This is a genomic window from Pantoea eucrina (assembly GCF_001691555.1).
Lineage (GTDB): Bacteria > Pseudomonadota > Gammaproteobacteria > Enterobacterales > Enterobacteriaceae > Pantoea > Pantoea borealis.
The window spans coordinates 310,495-332,210 of the sequence record NZ_MAYN01000001.1 but is presented as its reverse complement, the minus strand read 5'-3'; the positions used below and the strand labels follow the sequence as shown (position 1 = coordinate 332,210).

Annotated in this window: 27 protein-coding genes; 15 read left to right on the top strand and 12 right to left on the bottom strand. The window is 54.4% G+C overall.

Annotated features, from left to right (window positions below; genetic code table 11):
• Window positions 1-42: 42 nt before the first annotated feature.
• Entirely contained in the window at window positions 43-591 is a 549-nt protein-coding gene (locus tag BBA90_RS01490; protein ID WP_065647557.1) for a helix-turn-helix domain-containing protein, read from the bottom strand.
• 101 nt (window positions 592-692) lie between these two features.
• Between BBA90_RS01490 and BBA90_RS01485 the strand changes: the two genes are divergently transcribed.
• The 3 genes from BBA90_RS01485 to corA all read left to right on the top strand — a co-directional run bounded on the left by BBA90_RS01485 (window position 693) and on the right by corA (window position 2,803).
• Window positions 693-1,367: an AzlC family ABC transporter permease gene (locus BBA90_RS01485; protein ID WP_065647556.1), complete on the top strand. Its 675-nt coding sequence runs from the start codon at window positions 693-695 to the stop codon at window positions 1,365-1,367.
• Window positions 1,357-1,677: an AzlD domain-containing protein gene (locus tag BBA90_RS01480; RefSeq protein ID WP_065647555.1), complete on the top strand. Its 321-nt coding sequence runs from the start codon at window positions 1,357-1,359 to the stop codon at window positions 1,675-1,677. The genes BBA90_RS01485 and BBA90_RS01480 overlap by 11 nt, the downstream gene beginning before the upstream one ends.
• A 121-nt stretch (window positions 1,678-1,798) precedes the next feature.
• A complete protein-coding gene (gene corA, locus BBA90_RS01475) occupies window positions 1,799-2,803 on the top strand; it encodes a magnesium/cobalt transporter CorA (RefSeq protein WP_065647554.1) in 1,005 nt (334 codons plus the stop codon).
• A gap of 58 nt (window positions 2,804-2,861) precedes the next feature.
• Here corA and BBA90_RS01470 read toward each other — a convergent pair whose 3' ends face one another.
• A complete protein-coding gene (locus BBA90_RS01470; protein WP_065647553.1) occupies window positions 2,862-3,596 on the bottom strand; it encodes an SDR family oxidoreductase in 735 nt (244 codons plus the stop codon).
• Window positions 3,597-3,715: 119 nt separating this feature from the next.
• On the opposite strand from BBA90_RS01470, the gene BBA90_RS01465 reads away from it, so the two are divergent.
• The gene (locus BBA90_RS01465) at window positions 3,716-4,672 is read left to right on the top strand and encodes an AraC family transcriptional regulator (RefSeq protein ID WP_240484868.1); all 957 of its coding nucleotides are present in this window, start codon (window positions 3,716-3,718) and stop codon (window positions 4,670-4,672) included.
• 62 nt (window positions 4,673-4,734) lie between these two features.
• On the opposite strand, the gene BBA90_RS01460 is transcribed toward BBA90_RS01465, so the two are convergent.
• Window positions 4,735-5,262, bottom strand: coding sequence for a chorismate mutase (locus BBA90_RS01460; RefSeq protein ID WP_065647551.1), 528 nt, complete (start codon window positions 5,260-5,262; stop codon window positions 4,735-4,737).
• A gap of 177 nt (window positions 5,263-5,439) precedes the next feature.
• On the opposite strand from BBA90_RS01460, the gene BBA90_RS18990 reads away from it, so the two are divergent.
• The gene (locus BBA90_RS18990; protein WP_139074145.1) at window positions 5,440-5,922 is read left to right on the top strand and encodes a hypothetical protein; all 483 of its coding nucleotides are present in this window, start codon (window positions 5,440-5,442) and stop codon (window positions 5,920-5,922) included.
• Complete coding sequence (locus tag BBA90_RS01450) at window positions 5,919-6,317, top strand: response regulator transcription factor (protein ID WP_075050689.1); 399 nt, start codon at window positions 5,919-5,921, stop codon at window positions 6,315-6,317. The genes BBA90_RS18990 and BBA90_RS01450 overlap by 4 nt, the downstream gene beginning before the upstream one ends.
• A gap of 106 nt (window positions 6,318-6,423) precedes the next feature.
• Here the strand turns inward: BBA90_RS01450 and BBA90_RS01445 are convergent, their stop codons facing one another.
• Entirely contained in the window at window positions 6,424-7,848 is a 1,425-nt protein-coding gene (locus tag BBA90_RS01445; RefSeq protein ID WP_065647549.1) for an MFS transporter, read from the bottom strand.
• A 125-nt stretch (window positions 7,849-7,973) separates the two neighbouring features.
• Between BBA90_RS01445 and BBA90_RS01440 the strand changes: the two genes are divergently transcribed.
• On the top strand, window positions 7,974-8,630 hold the full coding sequence (locus BBA90_RS01440) for a helix-turn-helix transcriptional regulator (RefSeq protein ID WP_240484867.1): 657 nt from the start codon (window positions 7,974-7,976) through the stop codon (window positions 8,628-8,630).
• Window positions 8,631-8,639: 9 nt separating this feature from the next.
• On the opposite strand, the gene BBA90_RS01435 is transcribed toward BBA90_RS01440, so the two are convergent.
• The 5 genes from BBA90_RS01435 to BBA90_RS01415 form a co-directional block, all read right to left on the bottom strand.
• Complete coding sequence (locus tag BBA90_RS01435; RefSeq protein ID WP_065647547.1) at window positions 8,640-9,413, bottom strand: COG4705 family protein; 774 nt, start codon at window positions 9,411-9,413, stop codon at window positions 8,640-8,642.
• A 154-nt stretch (window positions 9,414-9,567) separates the two neighbouring features.
• A complete protein-coding gene (locus BBA90_RS19460) occupies window positions 9,568-9,906 on the bottom strand; it encodes a DUF4113 domain-containing protein (RefSeq protein ID WP_240484866.1) in 339 nt (112 codons plus the stop codon).
• Window positions 9,907-9,922: 16 nt separating this feature from the next.
• Window positions 9,923-10,336, bottom strand: a complete 414-nt coding sequence (locus tag BBA90_RS19455) for a hypothetical protein (RefSeq protein ID WP_075050688.1) — start codon at window positions 10,334-10,336, stop codon at window positions 9,923-9,925.
• Window positions 10,337-10,562: 226 nt separating this feature from the next.
• The gene (locus tag BBA90_RS01420; protein ID WP_065647664.1) at window positions 10,563-11,453 is read right to left on the bottom strand and encodes a GNAT family N-acetyltransferase; all 891 of its coding nucleotides are present in this window, start codon (window positions 11,451-11,453) and stop codon (window positions 10,563-10,565) included.
• A 395-nt stretch (window positions 11,454-11,848) separates the two neighbouring features.
• A complete protein-coding gene (locus tag BBA90_RS01415; RefSeq protein WP_065647544.1) occupies window positions 11,849-12,754 on the bottom strand; it encodes a LysR family transcriptional regulator in 906 nt (301 codons plus the stop codon).
• A gap of 98 nt (window positions 12,755-12,852) precedes the next feature.
• On the opposite strand from BBA90_RS01415, the gene BBA90_RS01410 reads away from it, so the two are divergent.
• The 4 genes from BBA90_RS01410 to arsH are packed head-to-tail and all read left to right on the top strand — an operon-like array spanning window position 12,853 to window position 15,702.
• On the top strand, window positions 12,853-13,383 hold the full coding sequence (locus BBA90_RS01410) for a GNAT family N-acetyltransferase (protein WP_065647543.1): 531 nt from the start codon (window positions 12,853-12,855) through the stop codon (window positions 13,381-13,383).
• The gene (locus BBA90_RS01405; RefSeq protein ID WP_065647542.1) at window positions 13,376-14,602 is read left to right on the top strand and encodes an MFS transporter; all 1,227 of its coding nucleotides are present in this window, start codon (window positions 13,376-13,378) and stop codon (window positions 14,600-14,602) included. The genes BBA90_RS01410 and BBA90_RS01405 overlap by 8 nt, the downstream gene beginning before the upstream one ends.
• A gap of 48 nt (window positions 14,603-14,650) precedes the next feature.
• Window positions 14,651-14,983, top strand: a complete 333-nt coding sequence (locus BBA90_RS01400; RefSeq protein WP_065647541.1) for an ArsR/SmtB family transcription factor — start codon at window positions 14,651-14,653, stop codon at window positions 14,981-14,983.
• Window positions 14,984-14,988: 5 nt separating this feature from the next.
• A complete protein-coding gene (arsH, locus tag BBA90_RS01395; RefSeq protein WP_065647663.1) occupies window positions 14,989-15,702 on the top strand; it encodes an arsenical resistance protein ArsH in 714 nt (237 codons plus the stop codon).
• A gap of 64 nt (window positions 15,703-15,766) precedes the next feature.
• Here arsH and arsC read toward each other — a convergent pair whose 3' ends face one another.
• The 3 genes from arsC to BBA90_RS01380 form a co-directional block, all read right to left on the bottom strand.
• Window positions 15,767-16,195 (bottom strand): glutaredoxin-dependent arsenate reductase, encoded by a 429-nt coding sequence (gene arsC / locus BBA90_RS01390; protein WP_065647540.1) that lies wholly within the window; start codon window positions 16,193-16,195, stop codon window positions 15,767-15,769.
• A 49-nt stretch (window positions 16,196-16,244) separates the two neighbouring features.
• Entirely contained in the window at window positions 16,245-17,528 is a 1,284-nt protein-coding gene (locus tag BBA90_RS01385; RefSeq protein WP_065647539.1) for an arsenic transporter, read from the bottom strand.
• An 88-nt stretch (window positions 17,529-17,616) separates the two neighbouring features.
• On the bottom strand, window positions 17,617-17,970 hold the full coding sequence (locus BBA90_RS01380) for a metalloregulator ArsR/SmtB family transcription factor (RefSeq protein WP_065647538.1): 354 nt from the start codon (window positions 17,968-17,970) through the stop codon (window positions 17,617-17,619).
• Between the two features lie 489 nt (window positions 17,971-18,459).
• Between BBA90_RS01380 and BBA90_RS01375 the strand changes: the two genes are divergently transcribed.
• The 4 genes from BBA90_RS01375 (at window position 18,460) to BBA90_RS18505 (ending at window position 21,568) form a co-directional block, all read left to right on the top strand.
• On the top strand, window positions 18,460-19,476 hold the full coding sequence (locus tag BBA90_RS01375; RefSeq protein ID WP_065647537.1) for an ABC transporter substrate-binding protein: 1,017 nt from the start codon (window positions 18,460-18,462) through the stop codon (window positions 19,474-19,476).
• Entirely contained in the window at window positions 19,473-20,501 is a 1,029-nt protein-coding gene (locus tag BBA90_RS01370; protein WP_065647536.1) for a FecCD family ABC transporter permease, read from the top strand. The genes BBA90_RS01375 and BBA90_RS01370 overlap by 4 nt, the downstream gene beginning before the upstream one ends.
• On the top strand, window positions 20,498-21,259 hold the full coding sequence (locus BBA90_RS01365; protein WP_084798725.1) for an ABC transporter ATP-binding protein: 762 nt from the start codon (window positions 20,498-20,500) through the stop codon (window positions 21,257-21,259). The genes BBA90_RS01370 and BBA90_RS01365 overlap by 4 nt, the downstream gene beginning before the upstream one ends.
• A gap of 123 nt (window positions 21,260-21,382) precedes the next feature.
• Window positions 21,383-21,568 (top strand): DUF1289 domain-containing protein, encoded by a 186-nt coding sequence (locus tag BBA90_RS18505; protein ID WP_075050686.1) that lies wholly within the window; start codon window positions 21,383-21,385, stop codon window positions 21,566-21,568.
• Window positions 21,569-21,716 lie beyond the last annotated feature (148 nt).

Genomic DNA, 21,716 nt, shown 5'->3' with positions numbered 1-21,716 from the left:
CAGTGAACGTTGCTCACACAGTTAGTCAGGCTCAGGTGAGAATCAGTTCTGCTCGGAAAGTTGCACCGCCATGGTGTCAGCTTCCAGAGCTTCAAACACGTGGGGTTCATCAGCGGGATAGCAGATGTAATCGCCCGGATTCAGCTCTACCGGCGCATCGCTGGGCCCTACGCGGGCACGTCCGCGGGCAATAATAACGTGTTCAACCGAACCCGGCGGATGCGGCTTTGAAGCGCGTGGCGCGCCTGGCTGACTGGTCACCAGATAGAGATCGCGTCGCCCGCCAGGCGGGCAGCTGGCCAGCAGGGCCGCCTGGTAATCAGCCAGTTCAGCAGAGACAATCATCCCTTCACCCTTACGAATAACCTGCAGGCGTTGCACCTCTGGCTCCAGCAGGCGAGCAAAGGGAATATTTAACGCCACACAGAGCGCCCAAAGGGTTTCAATGCTGGGATTGCCGTTGCCCGCCTCCAGCTGAGAGAGCGTTGATTTTGCCACCCCTGCGCGGCGAGCCACTTCGGTCAGTGAAAGTCCGGCACGCTGCCGCTCGCGGATCAGCCCAGCGGCAATAATATCAATCGGTGGTGTCACAGCGGCTCCTGTTCGTTTTATCGAACGTTTGTTCATCTTGTAAAACATCTCCTGCGCGTTCATTATACTGTCTTTATTGTTCGATATGAGATCAATATGTGATGCGTGCAGGGATTAACGTGCTTGATCGCGGCGTAATAAAAGCGATTGTTCTGGTCTGTCTGGCTGATGGTATTGTCGGCCTTTCCTATGGCTCACTGGCGGCTGCGCAGGGCTTCCCGCTGTGGGTGCCGATAGCGCTCTCAACCCTGGTGCTGGCGGGGGCATCAGAATTTCTGTTTATCGGCATTGTGGCCGGTGGAGGAAGCCCGCTCACTGCCGCAGCGGCAGGGCTGCTGGTCAATGCGCGTCATCTGCCGTTTGGTATTGCGGTAAAAGATCTGGTGGGTCAGGGAGGCCGCAGCCTGCTTGGCTGCCACATCATGAACGATGAAAGTGTGGTATTTGGTATCTCTCAACCAGCGTTACAGCAGCGCCGGGTGGCCTACTGGCTGTGCGGGCTGGGTATTTTTGCAGTCTGGCCGCTCACCGTTATCGGCGGCGCCTTGATTGGCCGCTTTATTCCTGATGTTTCCGCAATCGGACTGGATGCCGTTTTCCCGGCAATTTTGATTGCGCTGATTTTTCCGGCGCTGCGCAAGCGGCGAACACGCATTCCGGCGCTGGCGGGGACAGCGCTCTCGGTGGCGGTCACGCCTTTTGTGCCGGCAGGAATGCCGGTGCTGTTTTCACTGCTTGGGCTGCTGAGCTGGCGGGAGCGTAAAGATGGACAATAGTCTGGTCATTGCGGGTATCGTACTGCTGGCCGTCGGAACGTACGCTATTCGTTTTGCCGGATACCGCCTGGGCAGCCGGCTGCCGATGTCAGAAAAAACGCGCAATATGCTGTCAGATGCTGCCACGGTGCTGCTGCTGGCGGTGGCGGTAACAACTGCCCTGTTTGAAGGAACACATTTTGCCGGTATCGCCCGGGTAGCCGGCGTACTGTTTGCCGTTTTTCTGGCGTGGCGACGTACGCCGCTGATTCTGGTCATAGTCGGTGCTGCAGTAATGACAGGATTACTGCGCTATCTGGGCGTATCGTAACGATTTCTCTGGCTGGCAATATCCGCTCTTCACGACTTTTGCTACCTTAACACTATAAAGCGTCGCTCCCGAACCCTTGTCACAGAGCGGCAGAGTAAGCCAGAGCAGGATTGAGGCAAAGATGGAAAATCAGGAACAAAACAGCAATCACGCCGATGAGATCGTCAACTGCGTGGTGTACCGTCATGGCGAGCGGGAAGAGCATGTCAATGTTGCAGAGATCAGCGATATCCTGAAAGAAGATAAATCGTTCGTCTGGCTTGGGCTGTATCAGCCCGAACCTGCATTCATGCAAAAACTGCAGGAAGAGTTCGGACTGCACGAGCTGGCGATTGAGGATGCTCTGCTGGCGCATCAGCGTCCCAAGATTGAACAGTATGGCGAATCCGTATTCATTGTGGTTAAGACAGCGTATATGCAGGCGCAGCAGCACATCACGTTTGGCGAGACGCACTTCTTCCTGGGCAAAAATTTTCTCATCACTGTACGCCACGGTTCGCGCGAAGGATATGCTGCTATCCGGGAAAAAGCGGAAAAGAATCATGCCATGCTGTGCCAGGGGCCAGGCTATGCGCTCTACTGTATTCTCGATTTTATCGTGGACAACTACAGTAAAATTACGCAAACGCTCAGCGAGCGCATCGGTAATCTCGAAGATAACATGTTCTCCACGCGCTTTGATAACCACGCGCTGGAGCAGGTTTATCATCTGCGACGTCAGCTGCTGGCGCTGCGCAATGCCGCGATGCCGGTCACTGAAATCTGCCCGCAGCTGGTTCGTTTTCATGAAGATATTATTCCAAAGAACCTGCGAGCCTACCTGCGCGATGTGCAGGATCATGCGCATCATGTCATGATTGATGCAGAAGATATGCGCGAAACGCTGGCCAGTGCTATGCAGGTCAATCTGGCGCTGGTTTCTGTACAGCAGAGTGAAGTGAATAAAAAGCTGGCTGGCTGGGGCGCTATTTTGATTGTGCCGACCATAGTGTTCAGTATGTATGGCATGAACTTCTCCGATATGCCGGAGCTGCACAGTCATTTTGGTTATCCGGTTGCGCTGGGATCAACGCTGCTTATCTGCTGCATTATGTGGTGGCGACTGAAACGCGCGGGCTGGCTGTAACGGCGCCCGCGCGCGGATACCTGAAATTTCAGCCTGAAATCGCCAGGATTTTTATGGCTTAAAACGGGCTGGCAGTAGGGCGCAGCGTGATTTCACTGACGTCAACTTCGCCAGGCTGGTCGATCGCCCAACCGACCGCCTGCGCTATCGATTCCGGTTTAAGGGCAATAGCCCGAAAGCTGCGCATCGCTTCCTGTGCCACTTCATCAGTGATGCTGTCAGCCAGCTCAGACTCCACGACGCCCGGATTAATAACGGTGACGCGCAGGGCGGGTGACTCCTGCCGCAGCCCTTCAGACACCGCGCGCACCGCAAATTTCGTGGCGCAGTAAACCGCCGCGGTAGGCGATACCGTAAGTGCACCAATAGAGGCGATATTGATAATATGCCCTGCCTGCTGCTGTTCCATAGCCGGCAGAACCGCAGCAATGCCATACAGCACGCCGCGTACATTGACATCCAGCATCTGGTCCCACTCCTCAACTTTCAGGGAACGCATGGGAGAGAGTGGCATTACGCCTGCATTGTTGATCATGACATCGATCCGCCCATATTTTTCCAGGGCCAGACGCGCTAATGCCTGAGTGTCCGCACGCTGTGTCACATCTGTGGTCAGGTAATCTATCCGGGCACCCTGCTGCTGCAGCTCATCACACAACGATGCCAGCCGTGTGGCCCGACGAGCCCCCAGGATCAGCCTGTGACCCTGTCTGGCCAGGTAGCGGGCGATGGCCTCCCCAATCCCGCTGCTCGCACCGGTCAGGATAATTACTTTCGCTTTTGCATCAGTCATCTTTTTTTCCTCATGTGAAGTCGCCCTGCTATTGTTGGAAAATACCGCAACCGTCAACAGACCTATTCACGGCGCATCTTTGCCCAATCCTCTCGCGTGAGGGGCGGGCGCTGCGCCTCATGACGATGCTGAGTCTTAACTATCCGGGAGAACGTGTGATGTATGACGTGCAGCAGCAAATTTGCACCTTGCTGAACCAGCTGGCGCGACAGGAGGGATATACAACCTCTCTGCTGGATAGCGTGTTATTTATGCGCGCTAATCAGCAGTGGGCCCGCACACCGGTGCTCTATGAACCGGGCATCATCATTATTTGTCAGGGAGCCAAGCGTGCCTTTCTGGCGGATAACGTCTATCGCTATGATGCGCAACACTATCTGGTGTTATCGGTGCCTTTGCCTTTCTCAGCGGAAACGGAAGCAACGTCTGCTGAACCGCTACTGGGCCTGGCCATTCGTTTTGACGTGAATGTCCTGGCGAAACTCATTGCGCAGGTGCCGGAAAAGCCCGCGGGTGAAGAAAAGGCAGCCGCCGCTATTATCTCTACGCCGCTGGATAGCGCACTGTTACAGAGCACGCTGGCGCTGCTTCAGGTATTACGGGATCCACTCGAAGCCCGGATACTGGGGCCGGGCCGTGTGGAAGAGATCTGCTTTCGTATCCTGATGGGGCAGCAGGGTGCTGCTGTACGCGCGGCGCTGGCTTATCAGGGCCATTTTGGCCGCATTGCCCGCGCCCTGCAGCAACTTCATGACAACTGGCAGCAGCCCATAAACGTCACGCAACTTGCCCGGGAGGCGGGGATGAGCGTGCCGCGCTTTCACCTGCATTTCAAAACCGTTACGCACACTTCACCTATTCAATATCTTAAATCCCTGCGCTTACATCGCGCCCGACTGATGCTGATCCAGCAGAACATGACGGCTGCCGGAGCGGCGGCACGCACAGGCTACGAGAGTGATTCACAGTTCAGCCGTGAATTTAAGCGCCTGTTTGGCCGTAGCCCGGCAGAAGAGGCGCGCATAATGAAACAGGCATTCCGGCTGCAGTCAGCAGGGTCCGGTGAGCTTTTCTGATCTGACAGCATTGAAGGCTTTCAACACCTTGCCCATGATGCTGACCCGTCACAGGCAGCGGCTTACTGGCGTTTTATTTCGTTCAGCGTCTGCCACAGGCGCAGCACCTCTTTCTCACTGAGATTAGGCTGCTTTACCGTCTGTATAAAGGTGTCACGATCGGGCAACTTTTTATGCTGCAGATTTTCATTAATATCCTTCAGAATCGTTGTGTTGAGCTGGCTCAGCCGTGTCCTGATGACATCAAGTGGCTGAGGCTGCCATCCGGCTTCAGGCGCTGTCAGCCAGTCTGCGCGATAACGGTACTGAATCGCTTTCGCCGCATCCATCTGCGCCTGAATAAAGGGTCTGACAGAATGGCCATCCAGCCCCAGCTTTTCCGCTTCCGCTACGGACTTCGCCAGCACATTCGCCTCCTGCTGTAAATCCTCTATGGGCAAATGCCTGACAGCTTTATAACCGGCAACATCTTTCATCCAGCTGAGTCGCTGATTAACGTTTTCTGCTACGTCAGTGGCAGATGCCATTATGCTGCCGGAAAAACAGATCCCGGCAAAAAGCAGGGCAAAATGCAATTTCTTATGGAGCATCGTTACACCTCTTTATACGTTATTCCGCCTGCGGCATGAGTTTAGAGTGGTACTGCAGGCTGCGCTATCCAGACTACTGCTGATAGTGTTCTGAAAACGATTGTGGAAAGATCACACCCGGTAAACGCTGAATAATTCAGTGTCTTAACAAAGCACTATGCCGCAGATGCATTGCCTGTGAAAGATAAGCAATTATTTTTGCTGACTATTGTTGATTCTGTTCACACTATGCCGATGGTTTGCAGGAGAGTAGCAGGCCTGACAGACGTATCCTGTGCAGCAGGCCGGATATCACGCTTATGGCATCGAGCTGAACAGCGGGATCCGCTGCGGCAGGCAGCGAACTTTTCTGAAAATACGCGCATGCAGGGGTGGCGACTGCTCATAAATCAGTACCAGATGTTTGTTCGGAGCAGAGCGGACATCAGCATCGCACAGCGTGCGCGGACAGGACTGAACGATAACAACAGGGCTTTCCTGCTGACAGCCCGACTGAAGCCTGTACGTCATTTTGTTGCTTTCTTCCGGACAGTTCCGGGCCGGGCAAGCGCTGATAGCAACCCTGGTTTTGCGCACGAGCGCCCGGCGGCAACGGGTAAACAGCGCCACATATGGCGCAGAGATAACGTTAATTTTTCCGGCAGCGGAGTAATGGAATGAGCGCGAAAGTGTGGTTAGTGGATGATGATTTGTCAGTAAGGGAGTCGCTGGGATTTCTGCTGAAAACTGTGGATTATGAGGTGGCCGATTTCGGCGAGCTGGCTGCGTTTGATGCCGCGGCCACTGCAGAACCGCTGCCGCTGCGCGGCTGTTTGCTGGTGGATGTCCGGCTATCCGGCATCAGTGGGCTGGAGTGGCTGACAGCACAGCGCGCCCGTCATCCTCTGCTGCCGGTCATTCTTATGACCGGATATGGCACCCTTGATGTCTGCCGCAGTACGTTTCAGGAGGGTGTATTTGACGTTTTTACCAAGCCGCTGGATATTGAACCGCTGCTTGATACCCTGCACCGCGCGATGAACGAGAGCGAACAGCGCGCACTACAGCAGAACTGATCCTGTCTGTTACGTCGTCCGGCCAGCCGGTGAGTTCTCTGGATCCCCACACAACGCTTTGCGCAAGCCAGAGCGCCTCTGACAGCTCAACAGAGGCGTTCCGGTTTTAGCTGACTTTCTGCTGCTTAAATCCGGCGATGACCTTTTTAGCGCTCAGCAGAGAGAGCATCGGGGCACCTGCCATGACGGCAAAAAGCAGCCAGGCCGCAGAGGAGGCGCCAGCGATCCCCCCCGGCGCGGACAGGCCACCGGCGTTGGCAAGCATACCGGCTATGGCGGAGCCCAGTGCGGTAGCAAACAGCTGAACCGTGGTGATAGACGTTGCGGCAGCGTCCTGATCGTCTGCGGGAACCACCTGCAGGATGCGCGTCAGCAAATGTGGCCAGCCCAGTCCGATGCCAAACCCAATCAGAGCCAGCCCCGTCCCGATCAGCACGAGTATCTGCCCGTCGCTACTGGCTGAGCGTGGAGTTACAAACGCCAGCAGCACCATGCCAGCCAGAACCAGCGCGGGCCCTGCGGCAATCGCGCGCTTAATGCCTCGCATCTGCCAGCCGGAACTCCATATTTCTGATACCGTCCAGCCTGCCGCCATCAGCGCCGCCAGATAACCGGAAATCAGCGGCGTCTGGCCATGCAGGATTTGAAGAAAATAGGGCACAAAGGTTTCACTGGTCATGCCGATAATGAGCAGAGCCATTGTGATGTAGAGCGCCAGCAGAGGCGAATTCAGACGCAGCGCATTACGCGGTAACAGGCGGGTTTCACTGATAAATTCCTGGCGGATCAGCAGCAGTATCAGTAAAGCCGCTGCGCTTATTCCGGCTATATTCACCGTGATGGCAGAGGACATACTCCCTGCGCTCACAGCCAAAACGGCTGTGACCAGGAATATTAACTGTACCCAGGGGAGCTTACCGGTGTGAGAGGCCTCTGCCCGTTTACGCGCCGGGAAAATCAGCCAGACCAGCAGCATATAACTCAGCGTAACCGGTATCAGTATGCCAAATGCCATGCGCCACGCATCCATTTCGGCAAATATTCCGCCCGCCGCCGGACCCAAAAGCGTCGCCACGCCCCACATGCCGGAGATCAGCGCCATCGCCCGTGGCCAGAGCTTCTCCTCAAAAACGGCATAGATCATGGCATAGCAGAGTGCGAACAGAAAACCACCGCCCAGCCCCTGTAGTGCACGGCCTGCCAGCATTACCGGCATGTCGGGTGCCAGCGCACAGACCAGACTGCCCGCTATAAACAGCAGTGCCGCCACCAGATAAGCCTGCCGCGCGCCGGTTACGGCCAGCAGGCGTGCGGTCAGCGCAGAACCCAGTATTGAGGCGACGACAAATAACGTCGTGTTCCATGCGTAGAGATGCAGTCCGCCAATTTCCCTGATAACGGAGGGAAGCACCGTGGTGGCAATGTAGATATTAATGGCGTGCAGTGCGACGCCGCCTGAAAGCGCAACGGCAAAAAACAGATTTTTGCCTCCCAGTAACTCACTCCAGCTTCCTTCCTGTCCTGACGACATATAAGCCTCCCGGCATGCGTTGCGTCATTTGCCCCGTTGCTGAGCGCAGCGGGATCCGTTACATTAATAAAACAAGAAAACGCTTGGATTATTAAAGAGGGTAAAATATTTTGTCAAGCAATCGCTTGTTAAATTCGGGTGAAAGCGCACAGGCAACACCAGAACGTTTGCTTTACCTGCTGAAAACGCGCGGGCCGCTGCAGTCTGCTGAGGCGGGAGACCTGCTGGGCATGACGGCTGAAGCGGCTCGTCAGCAACTCAGCAAACTTGCGTCATCAGCACTGGTAGAGTCTTTCTCGCGGAGCAAAGGAGTAGGGCGTCCGGGACAGTTCTGGATGCTGACGCAGGCGGGACACGGTCGCTTTCCGGATGCGCATGCAACGCTGACAGTGCAGCTGCTGGATACGGTGCGGCACGCTTTTGGTGAACAGGCGATTGATCGCCTGATAGATTTGCGCGAACAGAGCAGCCGCGCCGCCTACCTGCGTGAGCTACAGGATGCTGCCAGCTTGCGGGAGCGGGTTGCGCGCCTGGCAGCCCTGCGGTCGCTGGAGGGCTATATGGCGGAGTATGAGGAGCAGGCCGACGGCACGCTCCTGCTGATTGAGAACCACTGTCCCATCTGTGCCGCTGCCGCTGCCTGCCAGGGGTTCTGCCGCGCTGAACTGATGCTGTTCAGTGAGGTACTGGAGGCGAAAGTAGAGCGCGTTGAACATATTCTGCAGCAGGCGCGACGCTGTGCATACCGCATCACGCCGCTGACAAACCTCGCGCCTGAATAAAGTACGCGGTTAATGCGCCGGGGCTGAGTGGATGGCTGGTCGCTGTGGTAATAGCCAGAGCAGCGTCACGATAAGTAGCGTCAGGGTCAGGGACGCACTATAGCGACTCAGCGCCATCCCGCCCGCCGCTAGCGGCTTATCGAGGAAATCCCCGACAACTGCACCCAGCGGCCGGGTAAGAATAAAGGCGGTCCAGAAAAGTGCGGTGCGTGAGAAGGTCGTAAAGCGGCTGCCAGCCCAGACAACAGCGAGTGCGCCGGCAAACAACATCATGCTGCCCTCATAACCCAGTCCTTCCGTGTCTGCCGTCCAGTCGCCGAGTGCCGTACCCAGGGTTTGCGAAAACATAATTGTCACCCAGTAAAAAATCTCCGTCACGCCGGTATTGACTGAGCTTACCGCAACGGTACCGCAGGTCACGCGCCAGAGAAACAGCGTGAGTATTAACAGCGTGCTCAGCAGCAGCGTTCCGCCCGGATAGCCTATCCCGAGTGAGCGATCGGCAAAATCGGCCAGCGTGGTTCCCATTGTGGTGGTTGCCACCACAGTGATCCAGTAGATCCACTTATTGAAGCTGCTGTGTCTTATCTGAACAACAACGGCAACAAGAAAAATCAGGGCAAAAATCAGGGTGCCGGTGAAATAGCCGAGATTCATCGACATTGTGACTGCATCACCCCCGGTTTCACCAAGCGTTGTGGCAAGAATTTTCACTAACCAGAACGTTGCGGTGACTGTGGGTACTTTGCTTAAAGCGAGAGGCTGTGTGTTATTATTTTGCATGAAAGTGCTCCGGAAAAGCCCGGCATGGGCTGACAGAGCGACCAGATTAACGGAGTATGCTTAAGCAAAAATTAAGCAGGATGGTAAATAGTAAGCGATAAGACGGGCAGTCAGGACTATGCCGGCGCTAAATAACGCCAGCAGATTATGCTCACTATTTGATGACAGGGATATCAGCCAGGCGCGTAGTGTAACGAGGCGGCAGCATGTTACGTTTCATCTGCCACGCCTGGTTTCCTGTGGTCTGACTGGCAAAACCGATTTTCCCCTTCCCTGAACGGTTGATGGCGTCCAGCGCCGTCATCAGCGCAAAGGCTACAATGTCACGCGTGTCCGCCGTCGGATATTGCCAGCTGACGGGTGCCGTAGCCGAGTATCTGGGTTCATCGCCATAGCGCCCGGTCGTCACAGAGACGGTGAGATGCCGGCAGCGGGAGCCCCATCTCTTCCAGACGCTGGGCGATGCGCCAGCCAATACCTCAGATATCGCCAATGGGCGTCAGCTGCAGCTATTTTTGCTGGCGCCGTGTCTCCGAGAGATCGACCACGCCGTGTGTTTTCGTCCACTGCTTTGCCGCCTGATTCGCAAGACTGGCCAGCGTTTTGGTCGGGCCAAAACCTACACCAATGGTCAGGCCGGTTTCCCGGCGAACGCGCTCGCGCATCTGCTGACCGAAGCGTTCCAGCGGCATATAACTGCTGATGCCGGTGACATCGAGAAAGCTTTCATCGATAGAGTACACCTCCTGCCCGGCAGGCATCTCGTCAAGTATTGCCATCATCCGCGCCGACATATCGCCATAGAGTTCATAGTTAGAACTAAAAACGTGTACGCCGTTATCGCGAAAATAGCGTTCATGCTTAAACCAGGGAGCCGCCATTTTGATACCCATGCGCTTTGCTTCAGCTGAACGGGCAATCACGCAGCCATCATTATATCTGAATGGCCCTAACAGTTAGTAATATGTAACGACATGATTTTTATGCGTATTGAATTACTAACTTTTTCTGTGTGTTAAGACTCGGAGGGCTACTTCAGTTAGCAAATTTTAGAGCGAATCCTATGAGAAGCATCTTCAAAAGGAAATGATCAGTCACCGTCCGTTGTGTGCCAGAAGCGGACATTAATACGTTATGGCGATGTGCCGTTCAATCAAAAAGCACCGGTAAGAACTCGTATCTGAGAACGCATGCCCGTCCCGCTTTTTCAGCTGTTCTTATAGATGGAAAATTTTCCGGAAGGATAGTTCCTGTAATCAAGCTATCCTCCCGGCTAAAGTGGTAAAGGGGGTTACGCAGCAAGCGCTGTGCCCGGGAAGCCAGAGCGCGTCCGCGAAACGTGGGAAGGATGACTTCTTCTGAAATCCGCCAACCCTTTAAAAAAGCTATTTCCCCTGGCTCGCAAATGATTAAGCCGGCCCTGTCGCCTTGTTCGTAAATTATATACGCATGGCCCTTGAGAATATGTTTACTGAGGTCTTCGTTATCTACAGAGCGCAGGCTACCTGATAAGGCAGGTATCGTAGACCATGAATGCTGGTAGGCCTTCAGCAAAGCCTGTCGGCACCAATCAAAATCGGCGCTTGCAGCAGGCTTTAGGGTAAGGGCATCGTCATAATATTTTGGTTTATTAACCGGGCAGGATGCATATATAAGCTGATCAGTTATACCCTGGGCAGCAGTGTGGCCGGGCGTAAGCTGGCGAATATGTTGTGGTTTTAATTCCCTCCATTCCCGGCTGATAGCTTTAAGCACGGAATCATCCATTCCGGCGCTCGAAGCTACGACATCGATAAAAGGGCAGTTAATATCGCCGCCTTTATAACGCGGGCCTGTCAGAAAATATCGGCCATTGATACAGAGCTTTCGCTGTAAAAAATAGGATTGAGGCAAACCCGTTTCTTTCCACGGAAACCTTGCGGCAAAAGCACTGTCTGCGCATCTTAGTTCCTGCTCATAAATCCATTTTTCAACCCAGCTATGAAGATTTTTCTGCGAAAAAGGCAGCTCTGCATATTGGGAAAGCATAAACCTAAGCATCATATCCATCTGACATCGCTCCCGGTCACAAATTAAGCTCTTTGATTGTGCTGTTTTTTATTCTTACAGCAAGTGGCATCTTAAGCTATAACGTCCGCTTTTTGCTCATAGCGAACATTGACGGCTAACCTAGCCGTTGCCATCAGACCCTAGCCGTAAGGCCCGAACACCGGAGGGAGTCGGCGGAGCTTACCGGCGCAGTTGGTTAGCGCAGTAGGGCTGACGACCCGGCAACGCCGGGGAGCCGGAGGGGGCCAGCAAGATGGTATTACAAGGTCTGCTATGTGCTAAAAACGGACATTGAAAAGCGGGCAATTGATTGCTGATAAGCGCTGTAGTTATACTTCGCCAGAAAGAGTAGATCGGACCTGTCCGGTTTAGATATCGAGCAAGATTTATATGATTTCTTTTTTTGTAAAACTGCTGTGCAGGCTTTTCAGCACTCCATTCATTGCTCTGCTTACAATCCGGTCCTCCCGCATAACTGCCCCGAGCGTCCTGTGAAGAGGGGGCGTCAAAGAGTAAAGATCGAGTCCCGCTCTTTCCCCAATACATGCAACAGACATTCGGGGAACAATGCTGTAGCCAAGACCAGCACGGACCATTCTCTTAATAGCCTCAATACTGCCCAGCTCCATAACCGGGCAGGCCATATGCCCCGTCTCCCGGAACCATTGATCAATCAGGGCGCGTGTCCCGCTTCCCGGTTCGAAGATAATCAGCGGGAGCGGCAGCAATGCGCCCGGAGTCCATATTTTCGCGCTCTGCTCTGATGCATCCTTTCCCATGATGACAACGAACTCATCCGTACCCAGCGGGATGATGCTGAGGCTTTTACCTGCGACAGGCAGAGTCACCAGCCCAATATCGATACGATTTTCCTCCACGCCCCGCACAATATCGGAAGTGTTACCTGTGCGTACGTCCACTTTCAGGAGGGGATGGGTCTGTCGTAATTGCTGCAGTAAAGGAGGCAGCAGATGTATACAGGCCGTTGCGCCTGTGCCGACAGTAACAGTGCCGGTTATCTCATCGGAATGCATACACACTGATTCAACTGCTGTACTTACCACGGCATCAATTTTTAAGCTGTGCTCAGCCAGAGTCAGACCGGCAGACGTGGGTCTTACTCCCCGGCTGGTTCGCTCGATAAGGCGGACCTGAAGCGCCTGCTCCAGTTGTCTTATCTGCAGGCTCACTGCAGGCTGCGACAAACCAAGTGCTTCAGCCGCGCCAGAGAAACTGCCCCGGCTGATAACCAGTCTGAAAGTAGCCAGATGATCGAGATTCAGGTTTGCCATCCCAAAATTTTCCTTATGCCGCTGATAAGTCCTGCTGCCTGTCTGAAATTCTTCGTTCGGGTTAGTCTCTGCTTCTGACCGCAGAAGGAGCAGTATCGATGGAAATAACTGAAGCAGATGAACGACATATTCCTGCCATCCAGCAGATTTATGCTTATCACGTATTGCATGGCACCGCCACCTTTGAAACCGAACCGCCGGATTCGGCTGAAATGACAGCCCGTCTGAAAAAGGTGCAGGCAGCAGGACTGCCCTGGTTTGTGGCGGTTGAGGACGGCGATATCTGCGGGTACTGCTACCTGTCACTCTACCGTGAGCGGTGTGCATACAAATTCACCCTGGAGGACTCGGTATATATTGCCCCTGACTTTCAGGGTAGGGGGATTGGAAAAAAGCTGTTATCGAGTGCGGTCGTATGGGCAGAGGCCCATAGCTTTCGCCAGCTCGTGGCCGTAGTTGGCAACAGCGAAAACACCGCCTCTATTGCCCTGCATAGTGCGGCAGGCTTCAGCATTACCGGAACGCTCAAATCTGTGGGCTTCAAGCACGGACGCTGGCTTGATACGGTCATCATGCAGCGTACGCTTGGGCAGGGCGACTCCACATTTCCGGAGAGTAGATGTGACTGACGGGCATCTAACAGGCCGCACCATTTTCTGCATTGGCATGACGCAGCTTATCAACTGGGGTATCACATTCTATATGCCAGGAGTCTTCGGGAGCGCCATTATGGCGGATACAGGCTGGTCGCCGGTTGTGACATTCTCCGGCCTGACTATTGCCATGCTTGTTATGGGCCTTGTTTCGCCGCTTACCGGTGCCCTTATAGCCCGTACCGGCGGACGTACGATGATGATGGCGGGAACCTTCACCATTATCATCTGTTGTTTTCTGATGGCTTTCACCCATTCAACAGCATCGTGGGTTGCCGTCTGGCTCCTGACAGGAGCTAGCATGCGACTTGCTCTGTATGATGCCGCCTTTGCTCTGCTTGTAGACACCGCAGGCGCAGGGGCCCGCCGGGCAATTGCACTGGTCACACAGCTTGGCGGTCTCGCTTCAGTCGCGTTCTGGCCTGCTGGCGCTGGGCTGCTGCACATTACCGACTGGCGGCATGCCGTTATCGTTTACGGCTGTGCGGGCATTGTCAGCCTGCTTTTTCTGTCCACCGTTCCGGCAGGGCGTCGGAGTCAACCTCCCGTTGCCGGGCAGTCCGCTCTTCCGGCTATCGGAACAGCAGAAGACCGAAAAGCATTCTTGAGCGGCCTGTGCTACGCCACGCTAATAGCGCTGATAAGCTTTGTTTCCACCGGCGTGTCCACTCATTTTCCGCAGATACTGGCCGCTTATGACTTGCCTGCTGTGGCGGGAATGTTGTGGGGCATGGGGCAGGTAAGCGCCAGACTGCTGGATGTGGCTTCTGGCACACGTACCTCTGCGATCCGTCTCAGCCTGGTGACTGGCATTCTGCTGCCATTTTGCTTTCTGGCTGGCCTTGCGGGTGATATTACCCCTGTAGCTACAGCCATCTTTATTCTGAGTTACGGTGCGGTGAACGGACTGAGTACGGTAGTTAAGGCCGTACTACCCCTTGTGCTGTTTGGTTCGCAGCAATATGCCCGTAAAACAGGCGTACTGCTGTCACCCGCTTTTTTCCTCGCGGCGCTCGCTCCGTCAGCTTACGCCATGCTACTGGAGCGATACGGCATACCCGGCACATTGCTTTTATCTTCCATCCTTACCCTTTTCATAACGGCAATTTCAATAGTTATCTGGCGTATCCACCCCTCCTCTGCCGGACAGAACCGGGTTAAGAGCGTGACATCCATTCCGGGGGAAAATATTTGACGCTGACTATATTTCCATTATTCTGGAAACATAGATTGAGGAGGCCGTATGGATTTAAATATCGCAGCAAGTGCGCTCCGTGAGCTGGGGCACCCGACCCGTCTCAGCGTGTACCGGGAACTGGTTAAAGCGGGTCATGACGGCCTGCCGGTCGGTGCTTTGCAGAAGCGCCTCGGCATTCCTCCCTCCACGCTCAGCCATCATATTTCCGCGCTAATGTCCGCCGGGCTGGTCAGTCAGGAGCGCCAGAGCCGTACCCTGTTCTGCAGACCCTGCTATGCGAAGCTTGAACAGTTGATGGCCTTTCTGACAGAAGAATGCTGTGCAGGCGGCAGCTGCGGCCTGTCACCCGTGACGACTCCCGAAGAGACCCTATTGTGAACAACATGAAAGATACCCTGAAAAACATTGCCCCCAGCCTTTTTGACGCGCCGCTGACTGAAGAGAAACTGCGTACCACAGAAGTGGCGCATCCACCCCGCATCCTGATGCTCTATGGCTCGCTGCGGGAACGCTCTTACAGCAGGCTGGCGACGGAAGAAGCCGCCCGCCTGCTGACCGCGATGGGTGCAGAGGTGCAAATTTTTAACCCGTCCGGCCTGCCGCTGCCCGACGATGCACCGGAGACGCATCCGAAAGTTGTGGAGCTGCGCGAGCTGGTGCTCTGGTCTGAAGGCATGGTCTGGTGCTCGCCGGAACGGCACGGCGCAATGACCGGCATCATGAAGACACAGATTGACTGGATACCCCTGACGTCCGGCGCGGTCCGACCGTCACAGGGGAAAACCCTCGCGGTCATGCAGGTCAGCGGCGGCTCGCAGTCGTTCAATGCCGTTAACCAGATGCGCATTTTGGTGCGCTGGATGCGTATGCTCACCATCCCGAACCAGTCATCCGTTGCAAAAGCCTGGGCCGAGTTTGAGGAAGACGGCCGCATGAAGCCTTCCCCGTATTATGATCGCATCGTTGACGTGATGGAGGAGCTGATGAAATTCACCCTGCTGACGCGCGGTCGCAGTGATTATCTGAGCGATCGCTACAGCGAAAGGAAAGAAAGTGCCGCGCAGCTTTCAGAGCGGGTAAACCAGCGCAGCATATAAAAAAGCCGGCAGATACCGGCTTCTGCCTTTGCATCTCACGTTCTGTTGACAGGACGCTCCAGATTCAGTGGCTGATTCGGTTCCCGTGCTCATCAATGACCTGTTCGCCATCTTCTTTGGTAAAAGGTCCCTGCTGCGGGTCTGGCAGGATGTCCAGAACCACCTCAGACGGGCGACAGAGCTTTGTGCCGAGCGGCGTCACGACCACCGGACGGTTGATGAGGATGGGGTGTTCCAGCATCGCATCGAGCAGTTCGTCATCGCTGAACCGGTCCTCTGCCAGACCCAGGTGCTCATACGGCTCTGTATTTTTACGCAGCAGGTCGCGTGCGCTGATACCCATATCGGCTATCAGCTTTTTCAGCCCGTCGCGGGAGGGTGGCGTCTCCAGATACAAAATCACCGTGGGCTCAACATCGCTGTTGCGGATAAGCGCCAGGGTGTTACGCGACGTCCCGCAGGCCGGGTTGTGGTAAATGGTAATGTCAGTCATGAGCGGTACTCCGTTAAGGAGCTGCGCAGACGCAGCCCCGGGGTTAAGGTTAAACAGACAGGCGCAGGGCAAGTGCGGCCAGCGTCACAAGAAGCACCGGCAGGGTCATCACAATTCCCACGCGGAAGTAGTAGCCCCAGCTCACGGTGATGTTTTTCTGCGCCAGCACGTGCAGCCACAGCAGGGTCGCCAGGCTGCCGATGGGGGTGATTTTAGGGCCGAGGTCACAGCCGATGATGTTGGCGTAAATCATGGCTTCCTTAACCACGCCCTGAGCCGTGCTGGCATCAATGGAAAGGGCACCGACCAGGACGGTAGGCATGTTGTTCATCACCGAGGACAGAAAGGCCGTCAGAAAACCGGTGCCGAGCGTGGCACCCCAGATGCCGTGTTCTGCAAACCGGTTCAGGATGGCAGAGAGGTAATCCGTCAGTCCGGCGTTGCGCAGTCCGTATACCACGAGATACATCCCCAGCGAGAAGATGACTATTTGCCAGGGGGCGCCTTTCAGCACTTTACGGGTGTCAATTATGAGCCCCTTCCGGGCAACAAGCCAGAGAACAAATGCGGCTACAGCCGCTACCAGACTGACCGGAACGCCGAGCGGCTCCAGGGCAAAAAAACCGGCCAGCAGCAGGATCAGGACCAGCCATCCGGCTTTAAAGGTTCGCATGTCCCGAATGGCTTCCCGTGGCACCTTCAGTTTCGCCAGGTCATAAGTGGCCGGAAGGTCTTTACGGAAGAAGAGGTGAAGCATAACCAGCGTGGCCGTCACGGACGCGATATTGACCGGCACCATGACAGACGCATATTCGCTGAACCCCAGTTTAAAAAAGTCTGCCGTCACGATGTTGACCAGATTCGATACGATGAGCGGCAGGCTGGAGGTATCCGCGATAAAGCCTGCCGCCATCACAAACGCCAGCGTGGCGCCAGGGCTGAAGCCCAGCGCCAGCAGCATGGCGATGACAATCGGGGTCAGGATAAGTGCCGCCCCGTCATTGGCAAACAGCGCCGCCACTGCCGCCCCCAGCAGAACACTAAACGTGAACAGCAGCCGGCCTTTACCGCCTCCCCAGCGGGAAACGTGCAGCGCGGCCCATTCAAAAAAGCCAGACTCATCAAGCAGCAGGCTGATGATAATCACCGCGATAAACGTGGCCGTGGCGTTCCAGACAATCTGCCAGACGGCCGGAATGTCACCGATATGCACCACACCTGTCAGCAGCGCCAGCGCGGCCCCGATAACGGCACTCCAGCCAATACTGAGTCCCTTTGGCTGCCAGATAACCAGCACCAGCGTCAGGACGAATATAGCGCCTGCCAGAATCATACTTTCTCCTTTGAATATAAAGCCTGTAAACCGAACTCAAGATAACCCTGCAAACAAATATGAAAAAACATATGTGTCTGGATAAATTTTAAATACAGACAGGCTTGCCGTTGGTAGTCGCGTTATTCATTTCAGCCTGCTGACTGAGTTGCATAATGTCATCGCGCTGACACAGGTAAGCCTGCTCAATCACCGCAGCAGCCCAGGCGGGCATGTGTGGTGACAACCGGTAATAAATCCACTTGCCGTCACGCCTGTCGATAAGCAGACTGGCGTCTCTGAGCAAGGCCAGATGTCGGGAAATTTTAGGCTGACTTTCTTTCAGGATTGACGTGAGCTCACAGACGCAGAGCTCCCCTTTTTCACGCAGCAACAGCACCAGACGGAGACGTGTCTCATCAGAGAGATTTTTGAAAAGCTGAAGAGGCTGAAAATGAGGCATGATGACTCCTGAGTCCGGAAATAAAGATATTATCACTGCCTGCAATTCTTGAGTTAATAATATATTCGTTATTTCAGATGTGTTTGTCTGGTACTGGCTCATTTTGTGACAATTCGCTTACGGTATGCCTGCACAGGTAAACCAGAAGGATGCAATTAATCTTCGAACACTCAATGTCCGCTTTTCGCTCGAAGCAGACCTTCCACTCAGTCAGATTGTCCACTTTGTGCCAGAAGCGGACATTTTACTGGGATGCAGCACGGCCCTTTGCCAGAGTTGCTCCGTTGTTAACGTGATTTTTTCCGATACCAGCTGGTGCTTTTAAGACGACATATCGGCGATTGATTAGTGCAGAATGTTTTGTGCGCAATGATGCTGATTCTGATGGAGTTGATTGACTGCGTCATTTGCTGAATCGTTCTTTACGCATTGACAGAAAATTTTTCACTGTGCATATTGTTACGTTATAACATAACTTTAAGCATAATGATGAAACTGATTTCCCCTCTAATTATGTCTGCAATATTGCTATTCCCTCTGATCAGCCTGGGCGCCACTAACTACCCGCTCACAGTTGAAAACTGTGGGTTTAAAGAGACGTTCAGTCAGGTACCCTCACGTGTTGTGACCATTGGTCAGCATGAAACAGAACTGATGCTGGCGCTGGGACTGGAACAGAAAATAGCAGGCACATCCGTCTGGTTTGGCGCACTCCCCGATGATCTGAAACAGCAGGGTGAAAAACTGAAACGGCTGGCTGAGAATGCGCCTGGATTCGAAGCAGTAGCAGCTCAGCGCCCCGAGATTGTACTTGCCCAGTACAGCTGGCACGTTGGGCCGCAGGGCGAAGTCGCCACACGCCAGCAATTTGAACAGCTGGGTATCAAAACCTGGATATCGCCAGCTGACTGCACAGCAAAAACAGTCACCGCTACCTCGAACAGTGATGGCGCACGTTCTGAACCTTACTCTATTGATATTATTTTTGATGAAATTACCGCACTGGCGCGCATTTTTGATGTACCTGAACGTGGCGAAGCGCTGAAGCAGACGCTGTCTGAGCGCATCGCTGCCGTGCAGAATCAGAGTCGTGTAAAGCCATCAACACCGCTTAAAGTCGTGTACTGGTTTTCAAGCACTCGTCTGAAAGGCGACCCGTGGGTAGCCGGTAACAAAGGCGCACCAGGCTGGATCAGTAAAACCCTTGGTCTGTCTAACACCATCGATTCAGACGAAGAGTGGCCTGCGGTGACGTGGGAATACATTGTTAAGGCTCAGCCAGATGTTATCGTCATCGCGAGCATGGACAGGCGTCTTTACCCCGCAGATGACGTGATGACAAAAAAAAGATTTCTGGAAACTGACCCTGTCACGCGCGAAATGCCTGCGGTGAAACAAGGCCATATTGCAGTGGTTCCGGCTATGTCGCTCAATCCGTCATTACGTAATGTAGAAGCGGTGGAGCTGATTGGGCAACAGATCCATGCTTTCGATCACTCCAGATGACAAATCATCCTTTTTTTTACTGGCGAAACGGCCTGATAATTTTTACTGGCATACTGAGTCTGCCTGTAATGATGGTGCTGGCTGCTGCGACCGGCGATATACCAGTGAGTTTTGCCACTACTGCTCGTGCAATAACTAATGGCCTTGGTTTAACCCACTTCGATCTGCCCTCTGTCGAAGCCGGAATTATCTGGCAGTACCGTATGAGCCGGGCGCTGATGGCAGCCAGCAGTGGTGGTGGCCTGGCGTTATGCGGCCTGGTTTTGCAGTCGTTATTGCGTAATCCGCTTGCTGATCCTTATTTACTGGGCATCTCTGCCGGAGCCTCAACCGGTGCCGTCAGTGTCATGCTGCTTGGTATTGGCAGCGGCGCACTCACCACAGGAGCCGGGGCATTCACCGGGGCCTGTATTGCTTTTTCGCTGATCGTAGTGTTGTCGGGCGGCATGCGCGAGAACGCGTCACGCATCATCCTGGCCGGTATCGCCGGTACACAACTGTTTAATGCGCTGACATCCTACATTGTCAGTACGGCGGCAAACGCCGAACAATCGCGCGGCGTAATGTTCTGGTTGCTGGGTAGCCTGAGCGGTGTACGCTGGGCTGATGCACTGCTGTGCCTTGTCGTAGTGGCGACAGGCTTACTGATAGTGATCTGCTATGCCCGATCACTGGATACATTCAATGTGGGTACCGACGTCTCTGCAACGCTTGGCACACGGGTATTGCTGGTACGCATTATTTTGCTGCTGACTACCGCTTTGATTACCGCAGTTATCGTCAGCGCTATTGGCGCTGTAGGCTTTGTCGGGCTGGTCATCCCGCATATAACGCGCATGATGGCCGGGCACCGGCACCTTATCACGATACCAGTCGCCTTTCTTGCCGGATGTCATTTCATGATCCTTGCAGACCTGGTATCACGCACCCTGATTAGCCATCAGGTCTTACCCATTGGCGTGGTTACGGCTCTGGTCGGCGCCCCTGTTTTTGCCCTGATTCTGTACCGAAACCGGGAGAAATGATGATGCATGTCGTGGTTGAGAAACTGAGCGTGACACTTCAGGCTCGTAGCATTTTATCTGATATCAGTTTTAGTGCGAAACGATCGCAAACAGTGGGGCTGCTTGGCCCGAACGGCTCCGGTAAGTCCACGCTGATTCGCGCTATGGCTGGCGTACAGGCCTGCGCTTACGCGGGCGTAAAAATTGGCGGTACGCTGACAAGTAATCTGAGCCGACGTCAGCTTTCCCGCAAGATTGCTTTTGTGCCGCAGCATGCGGAGTCTGAGGCGGAGATGAGCGTTATTGATATTGTGCGTCTCGGCCGTACACCGCATCGCAGCGCATTCGCGCCATGGCGTCAGGCTGATGAGGAGGCTGTGCAGCAATCGCTTTCGCTGATGAAGCTTAATGCCCTGGCGCACCGATCCTGGCATCGCCTGTCAGGCGGAGAACGTCAGCGTTGTCAGATAGCCCGTGCCCTCACACAACAGCCGGATATCCTGCTGCTGGACGAACCGATCAATCATCTGGATATACAGTTTCAGCTGGAACTAATGCGACTTATCTCCGCATTGCCCGTTACCGTGTTTGTGGCACTGCACGATCTCAATCTCGCGGCAAAATATTGTCAGCATTTGGTGGTATTGCATGAGGGACAGATCGTGGCCACGGGTGCTCCGGCTGCCGTGCTTACGCCGGCGCTCATTCGGTCGACCTGGCAGGTCGATGCCTCCATCAACCGAACCGAACAGGGAATGATGAACATTCAGTACGCCTGAGGCAAGAAGGCTGAAAAACCGTTATTAACGGGCTGATAGCGCCGTCGATATCCTGAGAGACCAGGCGGCGACTGGTCTGCAATTTCAGCCTGTTCTCATCTGATCCCTGTCTAAGGAGTAGTTATGTCCGTAAAGTCCCCCTGTACTGATATCTGTATCTTCAGTAAAACAAAAGGCTGGTGTGAGGGCTGTGGTCGTACGCTGCAGGAAGCGCGTGAATGGCGCAAGCTTTCTCCTTTCCATCGTAAAAAAATCGAACGGGAGTTGCCTTCGCGACTAGAAATCATTTCCGCAAAGGCGGAAGAGTAGCGCTCATTTTCCTTCGTTTAAAGAAATGTGGCCATTGCGCTATGGAATTGCTCAGCGTGCCAGTAAGCCTTTGATAACAGTACAAAAAATTTTAGGCTCGGGACGCTTCGGTTAAGCCGTCATGCTGGTATTGACCCGCCTGAATGCC

Coding starts and splice junctions, on each gene's coding strand:
- BBA90_RS01485 (WP_065647556.1), top strand. CDS start 693: ATGCGTGCAGGGATTAACGTGCTTGATCGCGGCGTAATAAAAGCGATT.
- BBA90_RS01480 (WP_065647555.1), top strand. CDS start 1,357: ATGGACAATAGTCTGGTCATTGCGGGTATCGTACTGCTGGCCGTCGGA.
- corA (WP_065647554.1), top strand. CDS start 1,799: ATGGAAAATCAGGAACAAAACAGCAATCACGCCGATGAGATCGTCAAC.
- BBA90_RS01470 (WP_065647553.1), bottom strand. CDS start 3,596: ATGACTGATGCAAAAGCGAAAGTAATTATCCTGACCGGTGCGAGCAGC.
- BBA90_RS01465 (WP_240484868.1), top strand. CDS start 3,716: ATGACGATGCTGAGTCTTAACTATCCGGGAGAACGTGTGATGTATGAC.
- BBA90_RS01460 (WP_065647551.1), bottom strand. CDS start 5,262: ATGCTCCATAAGAAATTGCATTTTGCCCTGCTTTTTGCCGGGATCTGT.
- BBA90_RS01450 (WP_075050689.1), top strand. CDS start 5,919: ATGAGCGCGAAAGTGTGGTTAGTGGATGATGATTTGTCAGTAAGGGAG.
- BBA90_RS01445 (WP_065647549.1), bottom strand. CDS start 7,848: ATGTCGTCAGGACAGGAAGGAAGCTGGAGTGAGTTACTGGGAGGCAAA.
- BBA90_RS01435 (WP_065647547.1), bottom strand. CDS start 9,413: ATGCAAAATAATAACACACAGCCTCTCGCTTTAAGCAAAGTACCCACA.
- BBA90_RS01420 (WP_065647664.1), bottom strand. CDS start 11,453: ATGCTTAGGTTTATGCTTTCCCAATATGCAGAGCTGCCTTTTTCGCAG.
- BBA90_RS01415 (WP_065647544.1), bottom strand. CDS start 12,754: ATGGCAAACCTGAATCTCGATCATCTGGCTACTTTCAGACTGGTTATC.
- BBA90_RS01410 (WP_065647543.1), top strand. CDS start 12,853: ATGGAAATAACTGAAGCAGATGAACGACATATTCCTGCCATCCAGCAG.
- BBA90_RS01400 (WP_065647541.1), top strand. CDS start 14,651: ATGGATTTAAATATCGCAGCAAGTGCGCTCCGTGAGCTGGGGCACCCG.
- arsH (WP_065647663.1), top strand. CDS start 14,989: ATGAAAGATACCCTGAAAAACATTGCCCCCAGCCTTTTTGACGCGCCG.
- arsC (WP_065647540.1), bottom strand. CDS start 16,195: ATGACTGACATTACCATTTACCACAACCCGGCCTGCGGGACGTCGCGT.
- BBA90_RS01385 (WP_065647539.1), bottom strand. CDS start 17,528: ATGATTCTGGCAGGCGCTATATTCGTCCTGACGCTGGTGCTGGTTATC.
- BBA90_RS01380 (WP_065647538.1), bottom strand. CDS start 17,970: ATGCCTCATTTTCAGCCTCTTCAGCTTTTCAAAAATCTCTCTGATGAG.
- BBA90_RS01375 (WP_065647537.1), top strand. CDS start 18,460: ATGAAACTGATTTCCCCTCTAATTATGTCTGCAATATTGCTATTCCCT.
- BBA90_RS01370 (WP_065647536.1), top strand. CDS start 19,473: ATGACAAATCATCCTTTTTTTTACTGGCGAAACGGCCTGATAATTTTT.
- BBA90_RS01365 (WP_084798725.1), top strand. CDS start 20,498: ATGATGATGCATGTCGTGGTTGAGAAACTGAGCGTGACACTTCAGGCT.
- BBA90_RS18505 (WP_075050686.1), top strand. CDS start 21,383: ATGTCCGTAAAGTCCCCCTGTACTGATATCTGTATCTTCAGTAAAACA.